The following is a 20,909-nucleotide window of genomic DNA, read 5'->3' on the forward strand; positions in this document are numbered from 1 at the left end:
TTGTTTGCGCAGACTTGCGGTGGGGGAGGCGTGGGCCGGAGCGGGCGCACACCACGCTGAGCGCTACTGCATCTGCGGTTTGAGGTATGCGGGGATTCAACTGCTGAAACAAAGACCCCGTCAAGAGGTCTGGACCAACCGATCTTTCAGTTCTCAGTCCATCAATTTCCTGTGATCTGCTATTCATTGCATCCGCTGGAACGCGCCGGGGTCGGGACGACCGGCTGCACGGGTTCAACGTCCGATGCATCCGGAGCAGCAGGGTTGCCGTCGCGGTGCCCTTGCGGCGGAGGTGCCGACTGCTCCGTATGGACGCGTCGGAAGCGAGGTCCGCTTGACTTGCCCGTTTCGGGCACCTTGCGCGAAATGCGCATTCGTTCTAGTGTCCATCCGCCGGCGGAGCGCGCAGTTCCCCTTCTTTGGGAGGCGGGCGCGCCCACTTGGGCCGGTCATCAAGATCGATTCGTCATCGTGTTCAGCCGGAAGGGGCATGACGTGCAGGTTTCTCTGGTGACTCTCAAGATCAAGCCGGACCGGCGTCCGCAGTTCCTCGCGGCCGTTGAGGACAACGCCACCTGCTCGGTACGTGACGAGCCGGGGTGTCTGCGCTTCGAGGCCTTCCAGGACGCCACCGACCCGGACACCTACCACCTCGTTGAGGTCTTCCGCGACGAACAGGCGGTGGCCGCGCACCGCGAGACCGCTCAATACGCCCGGTGGGCGAAGGCATCGCAGGAGTTCCTCGCCCAGCCCCTCTCGGTCAAGCAGGTTCGTGACGTCCTGCCGCTGACCCTGCCGTCCTGATGCTCCTGAGTGAGGGCGGGTGACGGGGTCGTTCGGCGCTGCCCCGCGGCGTTCAGCAGGACATCGGCGCCGCCGAGGCGTTGATCAGTTTGCCGGCCGCTCAGCGCTGGGCGGCATCAACGGGTCGGCGGTGTCAGCGGTCGCCCACGCCTCCACCGCTGTGGTCACCGGCGCCCCCGTCCGCGCCGACTCCTCGATCGCCATCGCCAGCAGATGGTCCTGGCAGCCCTCGGCCAGCGGATACGGTTCCGGGCCCGCGTCCCGCACCCATGCGCCCGTACGGCACAGCAGATCCATCACGGCGAGGTCGTCCTCGGACAGGCTCGCGCCCAGATAGCGGTTGCGCCACATCACCCGTCCGTCGAAGGAGATGTGGTGCACCTCGGCGCCTTCCAGGTTGAGGTCCGTGCCGGTGCGGCGCCGCATCAGGGGGGACTCCACGGGCGTACGCGGATCGGCCATCCGCACCACGGTGTCGTCCACGATCTCGCCGAGTGATCCACGCACCACAACGCGACGGGCCCGCAGCGGGTTCCACCACTGGTTGTCCGTGAAGTCGTACAGACCCGTGCGGGCCCCGCCGAAGTCCAGGAAAGCCAGGGTGGTGACGGCGTCCTTGGGCGTCAGGTCGTCCGACCAGCCGCGGGGGGACAGCGGGTCGGCCAGCGGGGCGGTGAAGGCCCGGGCCGTCACTGTCGCCGGCCCGGAACCGACGTCCAGCGTGTGCCGGATCAGCGACATCGCGTGGTACATGTGCGTCGAGGACACCTGGACCGACGTGACCTCGCCGATCAGGCCCTCCCTCACAAGCGCGATACGAGCGGCGTGGCCCGGCATCAGCGGGTACTGCTCGGCGACTTGGACGAGCGCACCGCCGCCGACGCGCGTCGCGCCCCCAACGGCGCCCCACAACTCCCGCAGCCCTACGACGTCGGGTGCCGGCGGTGTCTCGGCGAGGACCGGTACCTCGCGCTCGACGAGTTCTCGCACGACCTCTGGCGTGACGTCCCACGGCACCGACGCGACCACGAACTCCGGCCCGGCGCCGCACAGTTCGCCGACAGTCCGGAAGACGGGTACCCCCCACGCCGCCTCAACCTGCGCGGCTCGCGCTGCCGAGCGCGCAACCACGCCGGCTACTGCCAGCCGTTCCGGGAGTGCCCGCGCCAGCCTTGCGAAGAACGCAGCGCGCCAGCCACTGCCTACGATGCCGAGACGTACGGGTGCTGCGCTCACGTGTCCCCTCCTTCATACATCCGGCCGGGGAGTCTACCCCCCCGTGCCCTTCCCGCCCGCAGTCCCGGTCGGGGGCCCGAAGCCGGTGGCGGGCATGCCCGCGACGACGACGGCGCGGGCTTCGAGCCGCAGCGCGCGGACTACGGATGCAGGTGTCATGGAGTCACAGCAGTTCCAGGCCCACCGGCGAACACGTTGCCACGCAGGACCTCGCCCGCGGGCTCCGGCACGAACTCGACGGCGATGTGGTCGGCGAGGCGGCGGTGCGGCTCCGGCCAAGAGGGGAGAGGCACGTTTGGATCAGTTGCGCTCTTCGGGGTGGGGCCCGACCCGCTCGCCGGTTTCCAGTTCCGTGATGGCGGCTATGTCCCCAGCGTCGAGCTCGAAGCCGAAGACATCGATGTTCTCCTTGATGCGCGACAGCGCAGTACCACCTGGGCGGGCGTCACGTGTGACACCTTCGGCCTCTCGGCGTCTGCGACGGTGTCGGTCTGTGCGATGTCGAGTGGGCGGACCCGCGCCGCGGCCGGGACTTCGTCTCCACCGGGCACGGGGACGTCCCCTGGGAGGCGTGCTTCCGGATGCTCGACTCGATCGGGTACGACGGACCCATCTCGGTGGAGTGGGAGGACGCCGGGATGGACCGCATGGTCGGTGCCCCGGACGCCCTGCAGTTCATCCGCCGGCTCGGGGCGATCGAGCCGGGGTCCGTCCTTCGACTCGGCTTTCTCCTCCGGTGGCTGACGGCTTCACGACCAAGGCCTGACCCCCGCGGTGGCCGACGACCGGTAAGGGCCGTCGGCGCGCGGGTGCCGAACATCCCATCTCAGCCATCGCCGCGATGCGCTCGGAGGTCCAGGCGGCAGGCGGCGTAAAGGTGAACCGGGTGCCGGGGCCACGCGTCGCCCGGGTCTCGTTGTGGGCGCGGCCGTGGCCGGTGTCCTCGGCGTCCGGTCCCTCACCGCGCCGACGCGTGGCAGCCTCGCCATTCGGGCGAGGTGTGGCACCGACCTTGCGGGGTCGCCTGCGTCGGGCTGGTTCCGCTCCTGCCGGGTGCGACCCGCCGGGCGGGCCGTCAGACCGCCGGGGAAGTGTCGGGCAGTTGCCGCTCGAGCTCGGCCAGCCTCTTGTACAGGGCCTTCTCCGTGTTCCGGCGCTCCGTGACCTCGCGCATGACCGCGGAGATTCCGGCGATCCGGCCGTTCTCGTCCCGCAGCAGCGCCACCGTGAACTCGATCGACAGGCGGTGACCGTCCCGATGGGTGGCCGGCACGCCGAGCAGCGTGTCGCCGTATCGGGTCTCGCCCGTGGCCATCGTGTGCCGGTAGCCCTTCCCGTGCCGCTCCCGCAGCTTTTCCGGGATGATGAGGTCAAGGCTCCGACCCACGGCCTCGGCCGCCGTGTGGCCGAACATGCGTTCTGCGCCGTTGTTCCACACCTGGATGATCCCGTCCGGGTCGGCCACCACGATGGCCTCGGACGACTCGCGCACGATCGCCTGGGCCAGCCAGGCCTCCGGCTCGCCGATGCGCTCGGGGCCGGAGCTCGCCATCCCTGTCGAGGCCTCGCTTCCGGCTGTCGTGTTGCTGCTCTCGCCCACGGTGGTTTCCCCTTCTCCAGGGCGCGGCCCACGACCGCAATCACATGCGTGTGGCGGGCGCGCCATCTCCGATTCGACGTCGTCGAGGTACTGGCGCGACCCTACTGAATAAAGAATACTGCATACAATTGGTCGTCGATGATGCGCGGCACGGACAGGGACCGGCCCAGTCCTGTGACCCGATCCAGGCCCAGAGGAGCCGCTCATGTTGTTCCGGCAGCTCGAGTACTTCGTGGCGGTGGCCAGGGAGAAGCACTTCGCGCGCGCGGCGGAAGCCTGCTACGTCTCGCAGCCGGCCCTGTCGATCGCCATCGCCAAGTTGGAGCGAGAGCTGAACGTCACGTTGATCAACCGAGGGCACAACTTCGAGGGACTGACCCCGGAGGGCGAGCGGCTCGTCGTCTGGGCCAAGCGGATCCTTGCCGAGCACGACGCCTTCAAGGCCGAGGTGGCCGTCATGCAGTCGGGCATCACCGGAACGCTGCGGCTGGGGACAGGACCGACCGTGTCGACGACGACAGGGCTCCCGGTGGCCGCGTTCTGCGCGATGCACCCGCTGGCCAGGGTGAAGGTCTGCTCCCGGCTGTCCTCCGCGGAACTGGTGCGACAACTGCGCGACTTCGAGCTGGACGCCGCCATCGCCCACTTCGGTGCCGAGGACCGGGAGGGCCTGGAGATGGTGCCGCTGTACGAGGAGCAGTACGTGCTGCTGGTGTCCGGCGAGCACCTGGTGCCCGCGAGCCCCACGATCACCTGGGCCGAGGCGGCCCAGCTCCCGCTGGCGCTGCTGACGCCGGACATGCGGTTCCGCCAGTTCATCGACGACGCCTTCGAAAGCTGCGGGGCCGTGGCGACCCCCCAGGTCGAGACGGACTCCGTCGCCTCCCTCTGCGCCCATGTCGCCACGGGCGCGTGGGCGAGCGTCGTCCCGCACACATGGCTGAACGCCATGCCGGTGAGCGGCCCGACCAGGGCCGTCCGGCTGGTCGAGCCGGACGCCAGGGCCCAGATCTCGGCGGCGATTTACGCGGCGACGCCCGGATCGGTGGCGGCCAGGGCGTTCCTCAACGTGGTGGCGGGGCTGTCGTTGGACGAGGTCTTCGTGCCGGAGCGGCCGGACCTCGCCGTCTCATCCGGCACGGACGAGGCCCCGTACGACAGCCGGCCCGTGGACGTCCGCGTCGTGTGCTGACGGAGCCCGCCGGGACTCGCAGGGAGCCCTGTCACCACCGCCGCTGACAGGTGCCCGCGTGCGCAACGTGACGCATGCGGATGTTCTGCACCCGCATTGATAAACACCGTAAATCAGCTGGTTGGCAAAAGATCTTGGACGTGTCGGCCCTCTGACGCGGATGGTGAGGCACGTAAGCACGAACTCGGTGACCCGCTAGGGAGGATCCGGACCATGACGGACGCTGTCGTACAGGACACGGGCGTGGAGGGCGCCGATGAACCGGCTGCTTTGACCGACGGGATCCATCTGGTCGTCGACGCGTTGAAGCTCAACGGAGTCGAAACCATCTACGGGGTCGTCGGCATCCCGATCACCGACCTGGCGCGTCTCGCGCAGGCGTCGGGCATCCGCTACATCGGTTTCCGGCACGAGAGCGACGCCGGGCATGCAGCGGCGGCGGCCGGGTTCCTCACGCAGAAGCCGGGCATTTGCCTGACGGTGTCCGCGCCGGGCTTCCTCAACGGGCTCGTGGCGCTCGCCAACGCCACCACCAACTGCTTCCCGATGGTGCAGATCTCCGGGTCCAGCGAGCGGCACCTCGTCGACCTCCAGCGGGGGGACTACGAGGAGATGGACCAGTTGGCGGCCGCCAAACCGTTCGTCAAGGCGGCCTACCGAGTACACCGTGCCGAGGACATCGGCCGCGGTTTGGCCCGCGCGATTCGCACCGCGGTCTCCGGACGCCCCGGAGGGGTCTACCTCGACATTCCGGCTGCGGTGCTGGGCGAGGTCATCGACGCGGAGAAAGGCGCCGCGTCGCTGTGGCAGCTCGTCGACCCGGCGCCGCGCCAACTGCCGCAGCCGGAGGCCGTGGACCGGGCGATCGACCTGCTCGCGGGCGCCGAGCGGCCGTTGGTCGTGCTCGGAAAGGGCGCCGCGTACGCGCGGGCGGACGAGACGATCCGGGCGTTCGTCGAGACGACCGGCATTCCCTACCTGCCCATGTCGATGGCGAAGGGCCTGCTGCCCGACGACCACCCGCAGTCGGCGGCCACCGCCCGGTCGCTCGCGCTGCGCCGGGCGGATGTCGTCATGCTGGTCGGCGCCCGCCTGAACTGGCTGCTCGGCCACGGCGACGCGCCCCAGTGGAACCCGGACGCCAAGTTCGTCCAGGTCGACATCGCGGCCTCCGAGATGGACAGCAACCAGCCCATTGCGGCCCCGCTCGTCGGCGACGTCGGCTCCGTGATGGAGGCCCTGGTCGAGCGCAGCAAGCCGGGCCGGATCACGGCCCCGGCGCAGTGGCGCGAGGAACTCGCCGCCCGCTCGGCCCAGAACGTCACCAAGATGGCCGGCCGCCTGAAGGCCGCCGAGACGGCGCACCCGATGAAGTTCCTGGGCGCGCTGCAGGCCATTCGCGACGTGCTGCACGAGAACCCGCGCGCCTACGTCGTCAACGAGGGCGCCAACGCGCTGGACCTGGCCCGCAACACCATCGGCATGCAGGTGCCGCGCCATCGGCTGGACAGCGGCACCTGGGGCGTCATGGGTATCGGCATGGGCTACGCGATCGCCGCCGCCGTCGAGACCGGCGACCCCGTAGTCGCCATCGAGGGCGACAGCGCGTTCGGCTTCAGCGGCATGGAGATCGAGACCGTCTGCCGCTACAACCTGCCCATCGTGACCGTCGTCCTCAACAACAGCGGTGTCTACCGCGGAGACGACCCCTCCGCCTCCGACGACCCGGCGCCGACCGCCCTGAAGGCCCGCCACGACCTCATGATCGAGGCGTTCGGCGGCAAGGGCTACCAGGCGACGACGCCCGCAGAGGTCGCCACCGTCCTCCGTGAGGCCCTGGCCGCCGGCGGGCCGACGCTCATCGACTGCGTGATCGACCCGACGGACGGCACGGAGAGCGGCAACATCGCGCACCTCAACCCCAAGGGCATCAGCGTTCAGCGCTGAGTCACGTCCCGGCACCCGCAATTTCCGCACCGAGACGATTCACGAGAAAGAAAGCGAACATGACTGAACTGCCCCTCTCCGGGATCAAGGTCATCGACTTCACCGGCGTACAGGCCGGCCCGGCCTGTACGCAGATGCTCGCCTGGCTCGGCGCAGACGTCCTCAAGGTCGAGCGCACCACCGGCGGCGACGTGACGCGCAACCAGCTGCGCGACATCCCCGACGCCGACGCGCTGTACTTCACCATGCTGAACAGCAACAAGCGCTCCCTGGCCATCAACACCAAGTCCCCTGAGGGCCGGGAGGTCATGGAGAAGCTGATCCGCCAGGCCGACATCCTGGTCGAGAACTTCGCGCCGGGCGCCATGGACCGCATGGGCCTGGGCTGGGAGACGCTCCAGGAGTGGAACCCGCGCCTGATCTTCGGCTCCGTCAAGGGGTTCAATGAGGACTCGCCGTGGAATGACCTCAAGGTCTACGAGAACGTGGCCCAGTGCGCCGGCGGTGCCGCCTCGACGACCGGCTTCTGGGACGGCCCGCCCACCGTCAGTGGCGCCGCCCTCGGAGACAGCAACACGGGCATGCACCTGCTGATCGGTCTCCTCACGGCGCTGATCGACCGTGACAAGACCGGCAAGGGCCAGAAGGTGGCGGTGTCCATGCAGGACGCCGTGCTCAACCTGTCCCGGGTCAAGCTCCGCGACCAGCAGCGCCTCGACCGGGTCGGCTACCTGGAGGAGTACCCGCAGTACCCGAACGGCGAGTTCGGCGACGCCGTGCCCCGTGGTGGCAACGCGGGTGGCGGCGGTCAGCCCGGCTGGGTCCTGAAGTGCAAGGGCTGGGAGACCGACCCCAACGCCTACATCTACTTCACGGTCCAGGAGCAGAACTGGAAGCGGACCGCCGAGGCCATCGGCCGGCCCGAGTGGGCCGACGACCCGGAGTACGCCACCGCCAAGGCCCGTCAGTCCCACATCTTCGAGATCTTCGAGGAGATCGAGAAGTGGCTGGCTGACAAGACGAAGTACGAGGCGGTCGACATCCTGCGCAAGTGGGAGGTGCCCTGCGCGCCCGTGCTGAGCATGAAGGAGATCGCCGGCGACCCCGCGCTGCGCAAGAGCGGGACCGTCGTGGAGGTCGAGCAGAAGGGACGCGGGACGTATCTGACCGTCGGCAGCCCCATCAAGTTCTCCCGGTTCAAGCCAGACATCAAGGGCGCCCCGCTGCTCGGTGAGCACACCGACGAGGTCCTGAGCGAACTGGGCTACGACGCGGGTGTCATCGCCGGGATGCGCGACAAGCAGGTCATCATCTGAACCGGACCGCCGGGTGCCTCGCGCCGGCTTCCCGGACGAGACGCCGGCAGGTCCCGGCCCTGGACCGCCGTAGGGGAAGGCGTCGGCCCGGGTCACCATGAGAGCCAGCCTCAGGTCGCTGACCTGGGGCTGGCTTGTTTGTTCCACCCACCGATCACGTCGGCGCTCGGGCCCGGGCCGGGGCGATATGTCCGGTCGTGTGGGAGTCTGAATACGAAGGGAGGTACCGTGACTCTCTTTTGACGTGACGGGCGGAGCGTCTTCGTCTTCGGGCTACCCGTCCTTTCCGTTGTGTTGATCTCCGTCGTACAGTTCGAGACCGCGGGCAGCGGTCTCGTCCGGTGGTCGGGCTACTCGGTGCTGGTGCCTCTCGTGCCCGCCGCGGTGCTGCCGTTCCCGCGCACCCTGATCGTGGGAGCCCTCAGCGTGGCGATTACCATCGCCACCTACGGTTTCGCGGTCAACGGGCTGTCTGTGGGCGGCCGGGTCGTCGTCTCGGCAGTGGCGGCGTCGTTCGGCGTAAGCCTCGTGTCACCAACGCCATCCGCCACGCGAGGCCCCCATCCAACTGCGCGTCATCCTTGAGAGGGAGCAGCCTGACCTGTGAGGTGTCGGACGGCAGCGACACGTCTCCGCACCTGCGGCGGGCCCGGCCTTCGACGAAGGCGGGCGTGGCATGTTCACCGTCGCTCAGCTCGCACAGCGCCGGGGGACCCGCCACGGCCGGGACGGCAAGACCATCTGGGCCGAGCAGGTCATAGAAGCCGCGCGAACGGCGACGCTCTTGCGTGGCCGAACGGCGGGACGTGTCCGGGCGCCATCCGTCGCCAGCCCCTGCCGGCGTCCGTCAGGTGGCATTCATCCGGAGCCCGGCCGCCGATGGCGGACACAGGTGCCCTCGACGGACGCAGGGCGCGTGGGTTGCAGGCAGGTGCGCATCTTCCCATCGGCCGTCAGCCGGGGGCGGTCACAAGCCGGCAGAACGGTAGGGGCTCCGAGGCGTTCACCCCGACCGTGGCCGGACCGCCTTCAACCCGGCGCTCGGCGGGGGCCGGGCTCTTTCAGGCTGCACGCGGTGCAGCGCAGGGTGGCGATCAGGCCGTGGCCAGGCGTTGATCGGCAGCTTCCGCTGCCTCTTGTCCGTCACGGGAGTGGGGCGGTCGGACGCTTTCGCGTTCGACCGCCCCACAGTGGCAGGGCTGTGAGCTCACAGCGGCCTGACTTCCTCCGTGATCTCGGCCACGGAAGTCTTCGCGTCGCCGAAGAGCATCGCGGTCTTCGGCGTGCAGGAGAGCTCGTTGTCCATGCCGGCGAAGCCGGGGTTCATCGAGCGTGGACAGGACACTCAGCCCGCCACCGTCACCTGACGTGCGGCCGGGGCCGCCTCGCGTCGGCCGTCGGTGCCGAGCGCGTGCAGGATCTCCTCCACACTCTGCTTGGCGTCGCCGAAGAGCATGCTGCTGTTCTCGCGGAAGAACAGCGGGTTCTGCACGCCCGCGTAGCCGGAGGCCATGGAGCGCTTGAAGACGATGACGTGCTCCGCCTCCCAGACCCGCAGTACCGGCATGCCGGCGATCGGGCTGCCCGGGTCCTCGGTCGCGGCCGGGTTGACGGTGTCGTTCGCGCCGATGACCAGCACGACCGAGGTGTCGGCGAAGTCGTCGTTGATCTCGTCCATCTCCAGGACGATGTCGTAGGGCACCTTCGCCTCGGCCAGCAGCACGTTCATGTGCCCGGGCAGGCGCCCGGCGACGGGGTGGACGCCGAAGCGGACCTGGACGCCCCGCTCGCGCAGCTGTCGCGTCAGCTCCGCAACCGGGTGCTGGGCCTGCGCGACGGCCATGCCGTAGCCGGGGGTGATGATCACTGAGCGGGCCTGGGCGAGCATCTCGGCCGCCTCCGCGGCGCGCACCTCGTGGTGCTCGCCCTGCTCCTCCTCGCGGCCGGACGGCGCCTCGATGCCGAAACCGCCCGCGATGACAGAGATGAAGGAGCGGTTCATCGCCTTGCACATGATGTAGGACAGGTAGGCACCGGAGGAACCGACCAGCGCGCCCGTCACGATGAGCAGGTTGTTGTCGAGCAGGAAGCCGGCCGCGGCCGCCGCCCAGCCCGAGTAGCTGTTCAGCATGGAGACGACGACGGGCATGTCGCCGCCGCCGATCGAGGCGACCAGGTGCCAGCCCAGGGCCAGCGCCAGCACGGTCACCGCGATCATCAGCGGCAGGTCCGGGGTGATGGTGAACCAGACCGTCAGCGCGACGAAGGCGCCGAGCGCGCCGAGGTTCAGCGCGTTCTTGCCCGGCAGCATCAGCGGACGGGATTTGATCCGCGCCGAAAGCTTCAGGAACGCGACGATCGAGCCGGTGAAGGTGACCGCGCCGATGAAGATGCCGATGAACACCTCGGCGTGGTGGATGCTCAGCAGATCGGCGCCGATCCGGGTCTGCGCCTTGCCGTGCGACTCCACCTCCAGGTAGCTGTTCCAGCCCACCAGCACCGCGGCGAGGCCGACGAAGCTGTGCAGCACCGCGATCAGTTCGGGCATCTGCGTCATCTCGACCTGGCGGGCCCGCCACAGGCCGGTCGCCGCTCCGAGCGCCATGGCCAGCACGATCAGGGCCACCGCCCCGGCGGTGATGCTCTGCGACGCCACCACGACCGTGGCGACCAGTGCGAGGACCATGCCGGCGATGCCGTAGACGACGCCGGCGCGGGAGGTGCGGTGCTGGGACAGGCCGGCCAGGCTGAGGATGAACAACAGGGCGGCGACCAGGTCGGCCGCGTGGGAGGCGGTCATGGAGGTCATCTCGGCTCAGCCTTTCGAGAACATGGACAGCATGCGGCGGGTGACAGCGAATCCTCCGAAGACGTTGACGCTCGTCAGCAGGATCGCCACGAAGGACAGCGTGGTGACGATCCGGCCCTCGTGCCCGATCTGCAGCAGGGCGCCGATCACGACAATCCCGGAGATCGCGTTGGTCACCGACATCAGTGGTGTGTGCAGCGCGTGGTGCACCTTGCCGATGACGTAGTAGCCGATCACCACCGCCAGCGCGAACACGGTGAAGTTCCCGGCGAGTTGCGCGGGGGCGAAGGCCACCAGCAGGAACATCGCGAGCATGCCGAGTCCGATCAGGCCGAAGCGTCCCGCAGGCGTCAGCTTCGGTTGCTTGGGCTCGGGCTTGGTGGGCGCGGTCGCGGGCTGCGCGGCGGGCGCGGCCGAGACCGCGACGGGCGGCGGCGGCCAGGTGACATCGCCGTCCCGCACCACGGTCACGGCCCGCTGCACGACGTCGTCGAAGTCGATCGCCAGCTGCCCGTCCTTGCCGGGCGTGAGCAGCTTGATCAGGTTCACCAGGTTGGTGCCGAACAGCTGCGAGGCCTGTGCGGGCAGCCGGGAGGCGAGGTCGGTGTAGCCGATGATGGTCACGCCGTTGTCGGTCACCACCGCCCGGCCCGCGACCGTGCCCTCGACGTTGCCGCCCTGGGCGGCGGCCATGTCGACGATGACGCTGCCCGGCTTCATGACGGCCACGTCCTCGGCTGTCAGCAGGCGCGGCGCCGGTCGGCCGGGGATCAGCGCGGTGGTGATCACGATGTCCACGTCCTCGGCCTGCTCGTGGTAGAGCTCGGCAGCGGCGCGGTCATAGTCGGCGGAGGTCGCCTTGGCGTAGCCGTCGGTGCTCGTTTCCTGAGCGACGTGCACCGGGAGGTACTCGCCGCCCAGCGACTTCACTTGGTCCGCGACCTCGGGCCGCGGGTCCGTGGCGCGCACGATCGCACCGAGGCTGGAAGCGGCGCCGATCGCCGCCAGACCGGCCACGCCCACGCCGGCCACCAGGACCTTCGCCGGCGGCACCTTGCCCGCCGCGGTGACCTGGCCGGTGAAGAACCGTCCGAAGACGTGCGCGGCCTCGATGACCGCGCGGTAGCCGGCGATGTTCGCCATCGAGGACAGCACGTCCATCGACTGTGCGCGCGAGATGCGCGGCACCGCGTCCAGTGCGAGGGCGGTCACGCCGGCGTCGGCGAGCGCCTGGAGCAGCTCGGGATTCTGTGCCGGGGCCAGTAGGGCGACCACGGTCGCGCCCTCCCGCAGCCGGGCGATCTCCGAGTCGGAGGGGGCGTTCACCTTCAGAACGACATCCGCGTCCCAGGCCTCGCCGACCTCCGCGCCGGCATCGACGTAGGCCTGATCGGCGAAGGCGGAGGCCTCACCGGCCTCGGGCTCGACCACGACCTCGTAGCCGAGCCCCAGCAGCAGACGCACCGTCGCGGGGGTCGCCGCGACGCGTGTCTCCCCGGGGACGGACTCGGCGACCACGCCTATGCGCTGGGGAGGATGGTGTGCGGGTTCTTGAGCAGACATGTCCTGTATCTCTCGTCAGAGGAGGGTTCTAGGCGGGATCTGCGTTCGGGGAAGTCGTACGAAGTCCTTCCCTCTTGATCGCTGGAACCTACCCGCCAGACGGATGCGGGCCAACGCAAGCAGACCGTGATGTGCTTCACCGTGCGGTACCGGCCGAGTGCGATCAAACGACGCGGAGCCTGAGCTCAGCACGCCGATCTCGGTGGGGGTGGGGGGTTCACCTTGGCCACGACGTCGGCCGCCCCCGGGCTCACCGAGGGTGGCTCCGGCCTGTTCGTACTGCTCGTCCGGGATCAGGGTGCCGGTCACTGTCAGGTGCTTCTTCCTGGCTGGGTGGGGGTTTCCCGCCCGTCAACGGGCCGCCACGGAAACCTCTCGATCAGACAAGGATAGGAGGATCGAATACTGTATGCAATCCCTTGGGTTTCGTCCGTTTGGTTACGCAGCGTTGGTGGACATGTACGGAAGGGGCTGAATACAGTATGCAGTCTTCAATCGAGAGGAGCCGCCATGAAGATCGCAGTCCTCGGGGCCGGTGCCATCGGTGCGTACGTCGGTGCCGCACTGCACCGGGGCGGTGCCGAGGTCCACCTCATCGCCCGGGGCGACCATCTGCGTGCCATGCAGGCCGACGGGGTCCAGGTGAACAGTCCCCGCGGCGACTTCACCGCCCGGCCGCACGTCACGGACGACCCCACCGAAATCGGCCCGGTGGACTACGTGTTCCTCGGACTGAAGGCGCACTCGTATCCGTCCTGTGGACCTCTCATCAAGCCGCTGCTCGCCGATCACACGGCTGTCGTGGCCGGGCAGAACGGCATCCCCTGGTGGTACTTCCACCGGCTGACGGGGCCCTACGAGGGCCGTCGCGTGGAAGCGGTCGACCCGGGCGGCGCCACCAGTGCCGTTCTGTCGCCGGAGCGGGCCATCGGCTGTGTCGTCTACCCGGCCACAGTCATCGAGGCACCCGGAGTGATCAAGCACCTGGAAGGCACCCGGTTCTCCCTCGGGGAGCCGTCAGGACACATCTCCGAACGCTGTACGGCGTTGAGCGAAGCCTTGGTCGCCGGCGGTCTGAAGGCACCGGTCGAGTCAAATCTGCGCGACGACATCTGGATCAAGCTCATGGGCAACGTCGCGTTCAATCCGCTCAGCGCGCTCACCAGGGCGACCATGGTCGAGATCTGCCTCCACCCCCAAACCCGGCGGCTGGTCGCCCAGTTGATGGAGGAGACCCTCGACATCGCGGCCAGGGTCGGCAGTGAGCCGGACATCTCCATCGAGAAGCGGTTGCGCGGTGCCGAGGGGGTCGGAGACCACAAGACCTCGATGCTCCAGGACCTGGAGGCCGGCAAGCCGCTCGAACTCGACGCCGTGGTGACGGCGGTGGTCGAGATCGCCGACATCACCGGCGCGGAGGCGCCCACGCTACGGGCCATCCATGCGGCGACGGACCTGCTCGCGCGCCGCAATGCCCAGAGTGCTTCAGGTGTCGGGGCCGGGCCCGGAGCCGCCCCCGCGTGAGCACCGACCCTTGCAGGTGTAGTGCAAGACGCGTGCGGCGCGATCCGCGCCGCACGCACCGCCCTGAAGGAGGGCCTGGCTCCGGCCGGGTACGTGCGCGATGTCGTCGAGCGCGTCACGCCCAGTGCGCCGCCCGCGCGGGTGGCGGGGCCGATCAAGGAGCCCCACATCGTGGACGAGCACATACGGCACACCGTGGACCTGCCGCCCACCATCTCGGCGGCGGACGGGTACGGCTGGTCACCAGCCGCGGACTGGACGACATGGCCGCCGCCTGAGCCGTTCGGGCTCCGTCACACCACAACCGCCTCATCTCCCCTCGAACAGAGGGGAGATGAGGCGGTGTCATGCACCTGGGCCGGGTCAGCCGGCCGAGGCCCCCTGCGGCTGCCTCAGCAGCTGCGCGGCGGCGACGACCACAGGATCCAGGCTGCCCGCCCCGGCATCCACCAGCTCGAACAGCCGACTGCGCATCCGCGGATCCCAGAACCGGCGGACGTGGCCCGCGATCGCCTCGGCGGCCTGGTCCGCGGGTACATGCCGGAAGTTCGCGGCGATCTGGTTCGCCATCCGCTGTTCGGGCGGCACGGTGTCGGCCATTTCAGTCCACCCCCGCGAGCCGGCCGGTCTCCACGGACCCGGTGTCGCGTCGCTCGGACTGATACGCGAGGCCGACCTGTACGGCGGTCACCTTGTACTCCGGGCAGTTGGTCGCCCAGTCGGAGTTCTCCGTCGTCACCACGTTGGCGCCGGTCACCGGGTGGTGGAACGTGGTGTAGACGACGCCCGGCGGCATCCGGTCGGACACCCGCGCACGCAGTGTCGTACTGCCGACCCGGCTGGCCAGCGTCACCAGGTCGCCGTCGGTGATGCCGCGGTTCTCGGCGTCCAGCGGGTGCAGCTCCAGCACGTCCTCGGGGTGCCACGCCACGTTGCCGGTACGGCGTGTCTGGGCCCCGACGTTGTACTGGCTGAGGATGCGGCCCGTGGTCAGCACCAGCGGGAAGCGCGAGGTCGTGCGTTCGTCCGTCGGCACGTAGGCGGTGACCACGAACCTGCCCATGCCGCGGACGAACTCGTCGACGTGCATCGTCGGAGTGCCCTCCGGTGCCTCGTCGTTGCACGGCCACTGGACGCTGCCGAGCTTGTCCAGCACCTGGAAGGAGATGCCCTTGAAGGTCGGCGTGACCTGGGCGATCTCGTCCATGATCTGGCTCGGGTGGTCGTACGCCATCGGGTAGCCCATGGCGGTGGCGATCTCGCAGACGATCTGCCACTCGTGCTTGCCCGTCTTCGGCTTCATCACCGCCCGCACCCGGTTGACCCGGCGCTCGGCGTTGGTGAAGGTGCCGTCCTTCTCCAGGAACGAAGCGCCGGGCAGGAAGACGTGTGCGAACTTGGCCGTCTCGTTGAGGAACAGATCCTGCACCACGACCAGGTCCATGGCCTCCAGAGCGGCACTGACGTGCTGGAGGTTCGGATCGGACTGGGCGATGTCCTCGCCGTGCACGAACAGGCCCCGGAAGGAGCCGTCGATCGCAGCGTCGAACATGTTCGGGATCCGCAGCCCTGGCTCGGGCAGGAGGGAGCGCCCCCACAGCTCCTCGAAGACGGTGCGGACCGCGTCGTCCGAGACGTGGCGGTAGCCGGTGAGCTCGTGCGGGAAGGAGCCCATGTCGCAGGAGCCCTGCACGTTGTTCTGGCCGCGCAGCGGGTTCACGCCGACACCGTCGCGGCCGACGTTGCCGCACGCCATCGCGAGGTTCGCCATCCCAATGACCATCGTGGAACCCTGGCTGTGCTCGGTCACGCCGAGGCCGTAGTAGATGGCAGCGTTGGGCGCCTGCGCGTACATCCGGGCGGCGGCCCGCAGTTCCTCGGCCGGCACACCGGTGATGGACTCGGTGACCTCCGGGCTGTTCTCCGGTAGGGCGACGAATTCCGCCCACTCGTCGAACCCTTCGCACCGCGCCGCCACGAATGAGCGGTCGACCAGGCCCTCGGTGACCACCACGTGCGCCATGGAGTTGATGACGGCGACGTTGGTGCTCGGCTTGAGCTGCAGATGGTGTGCGGCCTCGATGTGCGGCGAGCGCACCAGGTCGATACGGCGCGGGTCGATCACGACGAGCTTGGCGCCCTCCCGCAGTCGGCGTTTCATCCGCGAGGCGAACACCGGGTGCCCGTCCGTGGGGTTGGCACCGATCACCATGATGACGTCGGCCTTCGCCACCGAGCGGAAGTCCTGCGTACCGGCCGACTCGCCGAAGGTCTGCTTCAGCCCGTACCCGGTGGGGGAGTGGCAGACGCGGGCGCAGGTGTCGACGTTGTTGTTGCCGAAGGCCGCGCGCACCATCTTCTGGACGACGTAGACCTCTTCGTTGGTGCAGCGCGAGGAGCTGATGGCCCCGATCGAGGCCGGGCCGTACGCCTCCTGGATCGCGCGCATCTTCGAGGCGACGGTCTGGATGGCCTCCTCCCACTCGACCTCGCGCCACGGGTCCGTGATCCTGTCGCGGACCATGGGCTTGAGGACGCGGTCGGGGTGGGTGGCGTAGCCGAAGGCGAAGCGGCCCTTGACGCAGGAGTGCCCCTCGTTCGCCCCGCCGTCCTTGTAGGGCACCATCCGGACCAGCTCGTCTCCGCGCAACTCGGCCTTGAAGGAGCAGCCGACTCCGCAGTACGCGCAGGTCGTGATCACCGAGCGGGACGGCATGCCGAGCTCGACGACCGACTTCTCCTGCAGCGTCGCCGTCGGGCAGGCCTGCACGCAGGCGCCGCACGAGACGCACTCGGAGTCCAGGAAGGACTCACCGGCGCCGGGGGAGACCTTGGAGTCGAAGCCGCGGCCCTCGATCGTCAGCGCGAAGGTGCCCTGCACCTCGCCGCAGGCGCGGACGCAGCGGGAGCAGACGATGCACTTGGACGGGTTGAAGTCGAAGTAAGGGTTGCTCAGATCGGGCTCGGCATCGAGGTGGTTCTCGCCCTCGTACCCGTACCGGACCTGGCGCAGCCCCACGACGCCGGCCATGTCCTGCAGTTCGCAGTCGCCGTTGGCCGAGCAGGTGAGGCAGTCCAGCGGGTGGTCGGAGATGTACAGCTCCATGACCCCTTGGCGCAGCTTCTCCACCTTGGGCGTCTGGGTGCGTACCACCATCCCCTCGGCGACCGGGGTGGTGCAGGACGCCGGGGTGCCGCGGCGGCCGTCGATCTCCACCACGCACAGCCGGCAGGATCCGAACGGCTCGAGGCTGTCGGTGGCGCAGAGCTTGGGTATGTCGATGCCGGCGAGCGCGGCCGCGCGCATCACCGAGGTGCCCTCGGGCACCGTGACGGGCAGTCCGTCCACCTCGACCGAGACGGTCGCCTCGCCGGGCCGGTCCGGGGTTCCGAAGTCGGGCTCCTTGAGCAGTGTCATACCGTGCCCTCCCTCCTTACGAGGAAGTCGTCGGAGAAGTGTGTGATGGCGCTGCGCACCGGCATCGGGGTCAACCCGCCCATGGCGCACAGCGATCCGTCGGTCATCAGCTCGCAGAGGTCTTCGAGCAGAGCGAGGTTCTCGTCGCGCTCCTCGCCGGCCACGATCCGGTCGATCACTTCGACGCCGCGTACCGAACCGACGCGACAAGGCGTGCACTTGCCGCACGACTCGGCCGCGCAGAACTCCATCGCGAAGCGGGCCTGGGCGGCCATGTCCACGGTGTCGTCGAAGACGACGACGCCACCGTGGCCGACCATCGCGCCGGCTGCCGCGAACGCCTCGTAGTCCATGGGCAGATCGAACATCGATGTCGGCAGATAGGCGCCGAGCGGCCCGCCCACCTGCACCGTGCGCACCGGGCGTCCGGTGAGCGTGCCGCCGCCGTAGTCCTCGACCAGCTCGCGCAAGGTGACACCGAACGCGGTCTCCACGATGCCGCCGCGCGCGATATTGCCTCCGAGCTGGAAGACCTGCGTGCCGCGCGAGCGCTCCACCCCGAGTTCCTGGTACGCCTTCGCGCCGTTCGCGAGGACCACCGGGACGGTGGCGAGGGTGAGGACGTTGTTGACGACGGTCGGTTTGCCGAAGAGCCCCTCGATCGCCGGAATGGGCGGCTTCGCGCGGACGACACCGCGCTTGCCCTCCAGGCTCTCCAGCATGGAGGTCTCCTCGCCGCAGATGTACGCGCCGGCGCCGACCCTCACGTGCAGGTCGAAGGTGAGGTCCGAGCCGAGGATGCGCTCCCCGAGCCAGTTGTTCTCGCGCGCGATCCCGATGGCCGCACGCATCATGGCCACCGCGTCGGGGTACTCCGAGCGGATGTAGATGTAGCCCTCGCGCGCGCCGACGGCGTGTGCGGCGATGGTCATGCCCTCGATGAGCATGAACGGGTCGCCTTCCATGACCATGCGGTCCGCGAAGGTGCCGCTGTCACCCTCGTCGGCGTTGCAGCAGACGAACTTCAGCTCGTCGGCGCAGTCGTGCACGGTCTTCCACTTGATGCCGGCCGGGAATCCCGCGCCGCCCCGGCCGCGCAGGCCGGACTCGGTGACCGCGGCGATCACGTCGGCGGGCGGAAGCTGCAGCGCCTTGCGCAGTCCGGCGAGGCCGCCGTGGCGCTCGTAGTCCTCGGGGGAGAGCGGGTCGGTGATCCCGACGCGCGCGAAGGTGACGCGGTTCTGCCGAGCCAGCCACGGCAGTTCGTCGACGAGGCCGAGCCGCAGCGGATGGTCCGCCCCGTCCAGGAGGCCGGCGTCCAGGAGGCCCTCCACGTCCGAGGGCGCCACCGGTCCGTAGCCGATCCGCCCCTCGGGTGTGACCACCTCGACCAGCGACTCCAACCAGAGCATGCCGCGTGACCCGTTGCGCACCACCTCGACCGGTCGGCCCTGAGCGGCCGCCACCGTCCGGATCGCCTGCGCGACCGCGTCCGCGCCGACGGACCGCGCCGCCGAGTCGCCAGGAACGTACACCGTCACCGGGGAGTTGGACGACTGACTCATGATGAGACCGCCTCGTCCAGGATCGAGCGCAGGCGATCCGCGCTCATGCGTCCGAACACCTCACCGTTCACCTCCACGGACGGCCCCAACGCGCAGTTGCCGAGACAGAAGACCTGCTCGACGGTGACCGAACCGTCGGCGCGCGTCTCCCCGAGCGAGACGCCCGCCCGGTCGCGTGCACAGGTCACGAGGGCGCCCGCGCCGAGCGCCTGACAGGCTTCGGCGCGGCAGATGCGCACGGTCGTACGGCCGGCGGGCTCGCGACGGAAGTCGTGGTAGAAGGAGACCACTCCGTGCACGTCCGCCCGGGAGAGGTTGAGTTCCCGTGCGAGAAGCGGAATGGCCTCCTGCGGTACGTGCCCCAGTTCGGCCTGGATGGCGTGCAGTATCGGCAGCAGCGGGCCGCGTTGCCCGCGATGGGCGGCCACGATCGCACTGATGGCGGCCTGCGTCGTCAGGTCACTGACGCTCGTCGTCATGGTTCCTCCCCTGACAGTCGTGCATGTGTGAATCCCTTGGCTTGATCGGATGGATCCGCGGGGTGGTGATCGACGAGCTCGGCCCCCTGGCCACTCCTGCTCGTACGGCATGAGCGCCCCTGTGGTTGTCCCTGGTTGCCCTCGAAACTCATCGAATACTGTATGCAGTCGTCAAGCCTGCGTCCACCGTCGCGACCGCGTGGATGGTCAGGTGAGTGCATCGGCGCTGACCGGCTCGCCGGCCGCGGAGCCCGCGTCCGGCAGCGTGGCCAGCCACTTGAGGACGGTGCTCAGCACGTCGTCGCGCCTGCCTCCCTCCCGTCCGAGCCTCGCGCTCGCCGGGACCAGCACGGGGTCGGCGCAGACGGTGGACGTGCCGCTGCCGCGTGGGCCCGCTCCGTTGGGCCGAGCCGGCACGAACAGACCCGGGGCGTCCGCCGGGACCAGCCAGAGGGCCGGCCTGCTGCTGCCGTCGACCGGCCGGGAGGACCAGATGTAGCTGTCGGCCTCTCCTGCCGCGACGACATCGCGTTTCCGGGCCCGGAGCGCCACCACGTCGCCGGTGCGCGTCGCCGTCGAACTCGTCGGCACAGCCGCGTCGCCCGGTCCGCCGCCGTCGCCGACATCGGCCAGAGCGAGGGTGCTGAGGTGATGACCGCCGGCGACCTTCCGACGCATCCAAGGGGTGCCGTACGCCTCGATGAAGGCTACGGCGGCGTAGTGGGACCGCAGCACAGCGCCGGTGGCCGGGCAGGCGCGGGACACCTCGGTCACGACCTCGGCGGCTTCGACGAGTCCGAGGCCGCCACCGCCGAGGTGGGCGGAGGCGGTGAGTCCGAGCAGTCTTGCCTCGCCGAGGGCGACCACTGAGGCGCGGGGAAACCTCTCGCGTGCGCTGGTCTGCTCGGCGCAGGGCTCGATGGTGCTGCTCAAGACGTAGGAGAGAGCGGAGCGGTACGACATGGAGCGGCTCCCTGAAGTCCGGGCGAGCGGGGAGCCTGCTGAGCCTCCCCTCGTCGATTGCATACTGTATGCCATCGCGCTGCGTTCGTGTCACGGTGCTTCGCAGAAAGGGGCGCGTGCAGTCGGTTCTTCGCGGAAAGGGGCGCGTCCGGTCGGCGCGAGATGTCTATGCCGTCCCTTTGCTCGCTCTTGGAGAAAACCTCAACTTCAAGGCCGGGTCACTTGGATCACGCAGGGGCTAAGGTCCCATCCATTGCATACAGTATTCACTTCCTGTTGCCGTCCTGTCGCGCTCCGCGACGAACGAGTGAGGTGGCCCTGTGACCATCGCGATCAGCAAGCCCACCCCTGGCACCAAGGCTCTCGACGGTGTCCGTGTACTGGACATGACGCACGTTCAGTCCGGGCCCTCCGCGACCCAGTTGCTCGCCTGGCTCGGAGCCGACGTCATCAAGCTGGAGGCGCCGACCGGTGACATCACGCGGGGGCAGCT

At 69.2% G+C, this 20,909-nt stretch carries 18 protein-coding genes and 4 pseudogenes; 9 read left to right on the forward strand and 13 right to left on the reverse strand.

What is annotated here, in order from left to right:
* Window positions 1-510 precede the first annotated feature (510 nt).
* Window positions 511-804 (forward strand): putative quinol monooxygenase, encoded by a 294-nt coding sequence (locus AB0N14_RS18890; RefSeq protein ID WP_366026794.1) that lies wholly within the window; start codon window positions 511-513, stop codon window positions 802-804.
* 84 nt (window positions 805-888) lie between these two features.
* Here the strand turns inward: AB0N14_RS18890 and AB0N14_RS18895 are convergent, their stop codons facing one another.
* The 3 genes and pseudogenes from AB0N14_RS18895 to AB0N14_RS18905 form a co-directional block, all read right to left on the reverse strand.
* A complete protein-coding gene (locus tag AB0N14_RS18895) occupies window positions 889-2,040 on the reverse strand; it encodes a Gfo/Idh/MocA family oxidoreductase (protein ID WP_366026795.1) in 1,152 nt (383 codons plus the stop codon).
* A 33-nt stretch (window positions 2,041-2,073) separates the two neighbouring features.
* Window positions 2,074-2,199, reverse strand: coding sequence for a hypothetical protein (locus tag AB0N14_RS18900; protein WP_366026796.1), 126 nt, complete (start codon window positions 2,197-2,199; stop codon window positions 2,074-2,076).
* A gap of 141 nt (window positions 2,200-2,340) precedes the next feature.
* Window positions 2,341-2,460, reverse strand: a pseudogene (locus AB0N14_RS18905) (aldo/keto reductase); the annotation flags it as partial.
* An 80-nt stretch (window positions 2,461-2,540) separates the two neighbouring features.
* Between AB0N14_RS18905 and AB0N14_RS18910 the strand changes: the two are divergent.
* Window positions 2,541-2,784 (forward strand): annotated as a pseudogene (locus tag AB0N14_RS18910) (TIM barrel protein); the annotation flags it as partial.
* Between the two features lie 331 nt (window positions 2,785-3,115).
* Here the strand turns inward: AB0N14_RS18910 and AB0N14_RS18915 are convergent.
* Window positions 3,116-3,640, reverse strand: a complete 525-nt coding sequence (locus AB0N14_RS18915; protein WP_366026797.1) for a PAS domain S-box protein — start codon at window positions 3,638-3,640, stop codon at window positions 3,116-3,118.
* Between the two features lie 205 nt (window positions 3,641-3,845).
* Between AB0N14_RS18915 and AB0N14_RS18920 the strand changes: the two genes are divergently transcribed.
* The 5 genes and pseudogenes from AB0N14_RS18920 to AB0N14_RS18940 all read left to right on the forward strand — a co-directional run.
* Window positions 3,846-4,832 (forward strand): LysR family transcriptional regulator, encoded by a 987-nt coding sequence (locus AB0N14_RS18920; protein ID WP_366026799.1) that lies wholly within the window; start codon window positions 3,846-3,848, stop codon window positions 4,830-4,832.
* Between the two features lie 213 nt (window positions 4,833-5,045).
* Window positions 5,046-6,779: an oxalyl-CoA decarboxylase gene (oxc, locus tag AB0N14_RS18925; RefSeq protein ID WP_366026800.1), complete on the forward strand. Its 1,734-nt coding sequence runs from the start codon at window positions 5,046-5,048 to the stop codon at window positions 6,777-6,779.
* A gap of 59 nt (window positions 6,780-6,838) precedes the next feature.
* Window positions 6,839-8,095, forward strand: a complete 1,257-nt coding sequence (frc, locus tag AB0N14_RS18930; protein ID WP_366026801.1) for a formyl-CoA transferase — start codon at window positions 6,839-6,841, stop codon at window positions 8,093-8,095.
* A gap of 291 nt (window positions 8,096-8,386) precedes the next feature.
* Window positions 8,387-8,680, forward strand: a complete 294-nt coding sequence (locus tag AB0N14_RS18935; RefSeq protein WP_366026826.1) for a hypothetical protein — start codon at window positions 8,387-8,389, stop codon at window positions 8,678-8,680.
* Window positions 8,626-8,855: pseudogene (locus tag AB0N14_RS18940) on the forward strand (ATP-binding protein); the annotation flags it as partial. The gene AB0N14_RS18935 and the pseudogene AB0N14_RS18940, both read left to right, overlap by 55 nt.
* 164 nt (window positions 8,856-9,019) lie before the next feature.
* Here AB0N14_RS18940 and AB0N14_RS18945 read toward each other — a convergent pair.
* From AB0N14_RS18945 to AB0N14_RS18960, 4 genes and pseudogenes are all read right to left on the reverse strand, one after another.
* Window positions 9,020-9,147, reverse strand: a pseudogene (locus AB0N14_RS18945) (GTP 3',8-cyclase MoaA); the annotation flags it as partial.
* A 155-nt stretch (window positions 9,148-9,302) separates the two neighbouring features.
* Window positions 9,303-9,440, reverse strand: a complete 138-nt coding sequence (locus AB0N14_RS18950; RefSeq protein ID WP_366026802.1) for an NAD(P)(+) transhydrogenase (Re/Si-specific) subunit beta — start codon at window positions 9,438-9,440, stop codon at window positions 9,303-9,305.
* A complete protein-coding gene (pntB, locus tag AB0N14_RS18955) occupies window positions 9,441-10,904 on the reverse strand; it encodes a Re/Si-specific NAD(P)(+) transhydrogenase subunit beta (protein WP_366026803.1) in 1,464 nt (487 codons plus the stop codon).
* Between the two features lie 6 nt (window positions 10,905-10,910).
* Window positions 10,911-12,467, reverse strand: coding sequence for a Re/Si-specific NAD(P)(+) transhydrogenase subunit alpha (locus AB0N14_RS18960; protein ID WP_366026804.1), 1,557 nt, complete (start codon window positions 12,465-12,467; stop codon window positions 10,911-10,913).
* A 510-nt stretch (window positions 12,468-12,977) separates the two neighbouring features.
* Between AB0N14_RS18960 and AB0N14_RS18965 the strand changes: the two genes are divergently transcribed.
* A complete protein-coding gene (locus tag AB0N14_RS18965; RefSeq protein WP_366026805.1) occupies window positions 12,978-13,991 on the forward strand; it encodes a 2-dehydropantoate 2-reductase in 1,014 nt (337 codons plus the stop codon).
* A 363-nt stretch (window positions 13,992-14,354) separates the two neighbouring features.
* On the opposite strand, the gene AB0N14_RS18970 is transcribed toward AB0N14_RS18965, so the two are convergent.
* The 5 genes from AB0N14_RS18970 to AB0N14_RS18990 form a co-directional block, all read right to left on the reverse strand.
* The gene (locus tag AB0N14_RS18970) at window positions 14,355-14,591 is read right to left on the reverse strand and encodes a formate dehydrogenase subunit delta (protein WP_366026806.1); all 237 of its coding nucleotides are present in this window, start codon (window positions 14,589-14,591) and stop codon (window positions 14,355-14,357) included.
* A gap of 1 nt (window position 14,592) precedes the next feature.
* The gene (gene fdhF / locus AB0N14_RS18975; protein ID WP_366026807.1) at window positions 14,593-17,409 is read right to left on the reverse strand and encodes a formate dehydrogenase subunit alpha; all 2,817 of its coding nucleotides are present in this window, start codon (window positions 17,407-17,409) and stop codon (window positions 14,593-14,595) included.
* A complete protein-coding gene (locus AB0N14_RS18980; RefSeq protein ID WP_366026808.1) occupies window positions 17,406-18,974 on the reverse strand; it encodes an NADH-quinone oxidoreductase subunit NuoF in 1,569 nt (522 codons plus the stop codon). Before AB0N14_RS18980 ends, fdhF begins: the two co-directional genes overlap by 4 nt.
* Complete coding sequence (locus AB0N14_RS18985) at window positions 18,971-19,453, reverse strand: formate dehydrogenase subunit gamma (RefSeq protein ID WP_366026809.1); 483 nt, start codon at window positions 19,451-19,453, stop codon at window positions 18,971-18,973. Before AB0N14_RS18985 ends, AB0N14_RS18980 begins: the two co-directional genes overlap by 4 nt.
* A gap of 207 nt (window positions 19,454-19,660) precedes the next feature.
* Window positions 19,661-20,416 (reverse strand): acyl-CoA dehydrogenase family protein, encoded by a 756-nt coding sequence (locus tag AB0N14_RS18990; protein WP_366026810.1) that lies wholly within the window; start codon window positions 20,414-20,416, stop codon window positions 19,661-19,663.
* Between the two features lie 326 nt (window positions 20,417-20,742).
* On the opposite strand from AB0N14_RS18990, the gene AB0N14_RS18995 reads away from it, so the two are divergent.
* The coding region (locus AB0N14_RS18995; protein ID WP_366026825.1) for a CoA transferase at window positions 20,743-20,909 on the forward strand (167 nt) is incomplete at its 3' end.

It is taken from the genome of Streptomyces sp. NPDC051104 (genome assembly GCF_040682835.1).
Classification (GTDB): domain Bacteria; phylum Actinomycetota; class Actinomycetes; order Streptomycetales; family Streptomycetaceae; genus Streptomyces; species Streptomyces cynarae.

Coding starts and splice junctions, on each gene's coding strand:
- pntB (WP_366026803.1), bottom strand. CDS start 10,904: ATGACCTCCATGACCGCCTCCCACGCGGCCGACCTGGTCGCCGCCCTG.
- AB0N14_RS18970 (WP_366026806.1), bottom strand. CDS start 14,591: ATGGCCGACACCGTGCCGCCCGAACAGCGGATGGCGAACCAGATCGCC.
- AB0N14_RS18900 (WP_366026796.1), bottom strand. CDS start 2,199: ATGACACCTGCATCCGTAGTCCGCGCGCTGCGGCTCGAAGCCCGCGCC.
- AB0N14_RS18920 (WP_366026799.1), top strand. CDS start 3,846: ATGTTGTTCCGGCAGCTCGAGTACTTCGTGGCGGTGGCCAGGGAGAAG.
- oxc (WP_366026800.1), top strand. CDS start 5,046: ATGACGGACGCTGTCGTACAGGACACGGGCGTGGAGGGCGCCGATGAA.
- AB0N14_RS18985 (WP_366026809.1), bottom strand. CDS start 19,453: ATGACGACGAGCGTCAGTGACCTGACGACGCAGGCCGCCATCAGTGCG.
- AB0N14_RS18965 (WP_366026805.1), top strand. CDS start 12,978: ATGAAGATCGCAGTCCTCGGGGCCGGTGCCATCGGTGCGTACGTCGGT.
- fdhF (WP_366026807.1), bottom strand. CDS start 17,409: ATGACACTGCTCAAGGAGCCCGACTTCGGAACCCCGGACCGGCCCGGC.
- AB0N14_RS18990 (WP_366026810.1), bottom strand. CDS start 20,416: ATGTCGTACCGCTCCGCTCTCTCCTACGTCTTGAGCAGCACCATCGAG.
- AB0N14_RS18980 (WP_366026808.1), bottom strand. CDS start 18,974: ATGAGTCAGTCGTCCAACTCCCCGGTGACGGTGTACGTTCCTGGCGAC.
- AB0N14_RS18960 (WP_366026804.1), bottom strand. CDS start 12,467: ATGTCTGCTCAAGAACCCGCACACCATCCTCCCCAGCGCATAGGCGTG.
- frc (WP_366026801.1), top strand. CDS start 6,839: ATGACTGAACTGCCCCTCTCCGGGATCAAGGTCATCGACTTCACCGGC.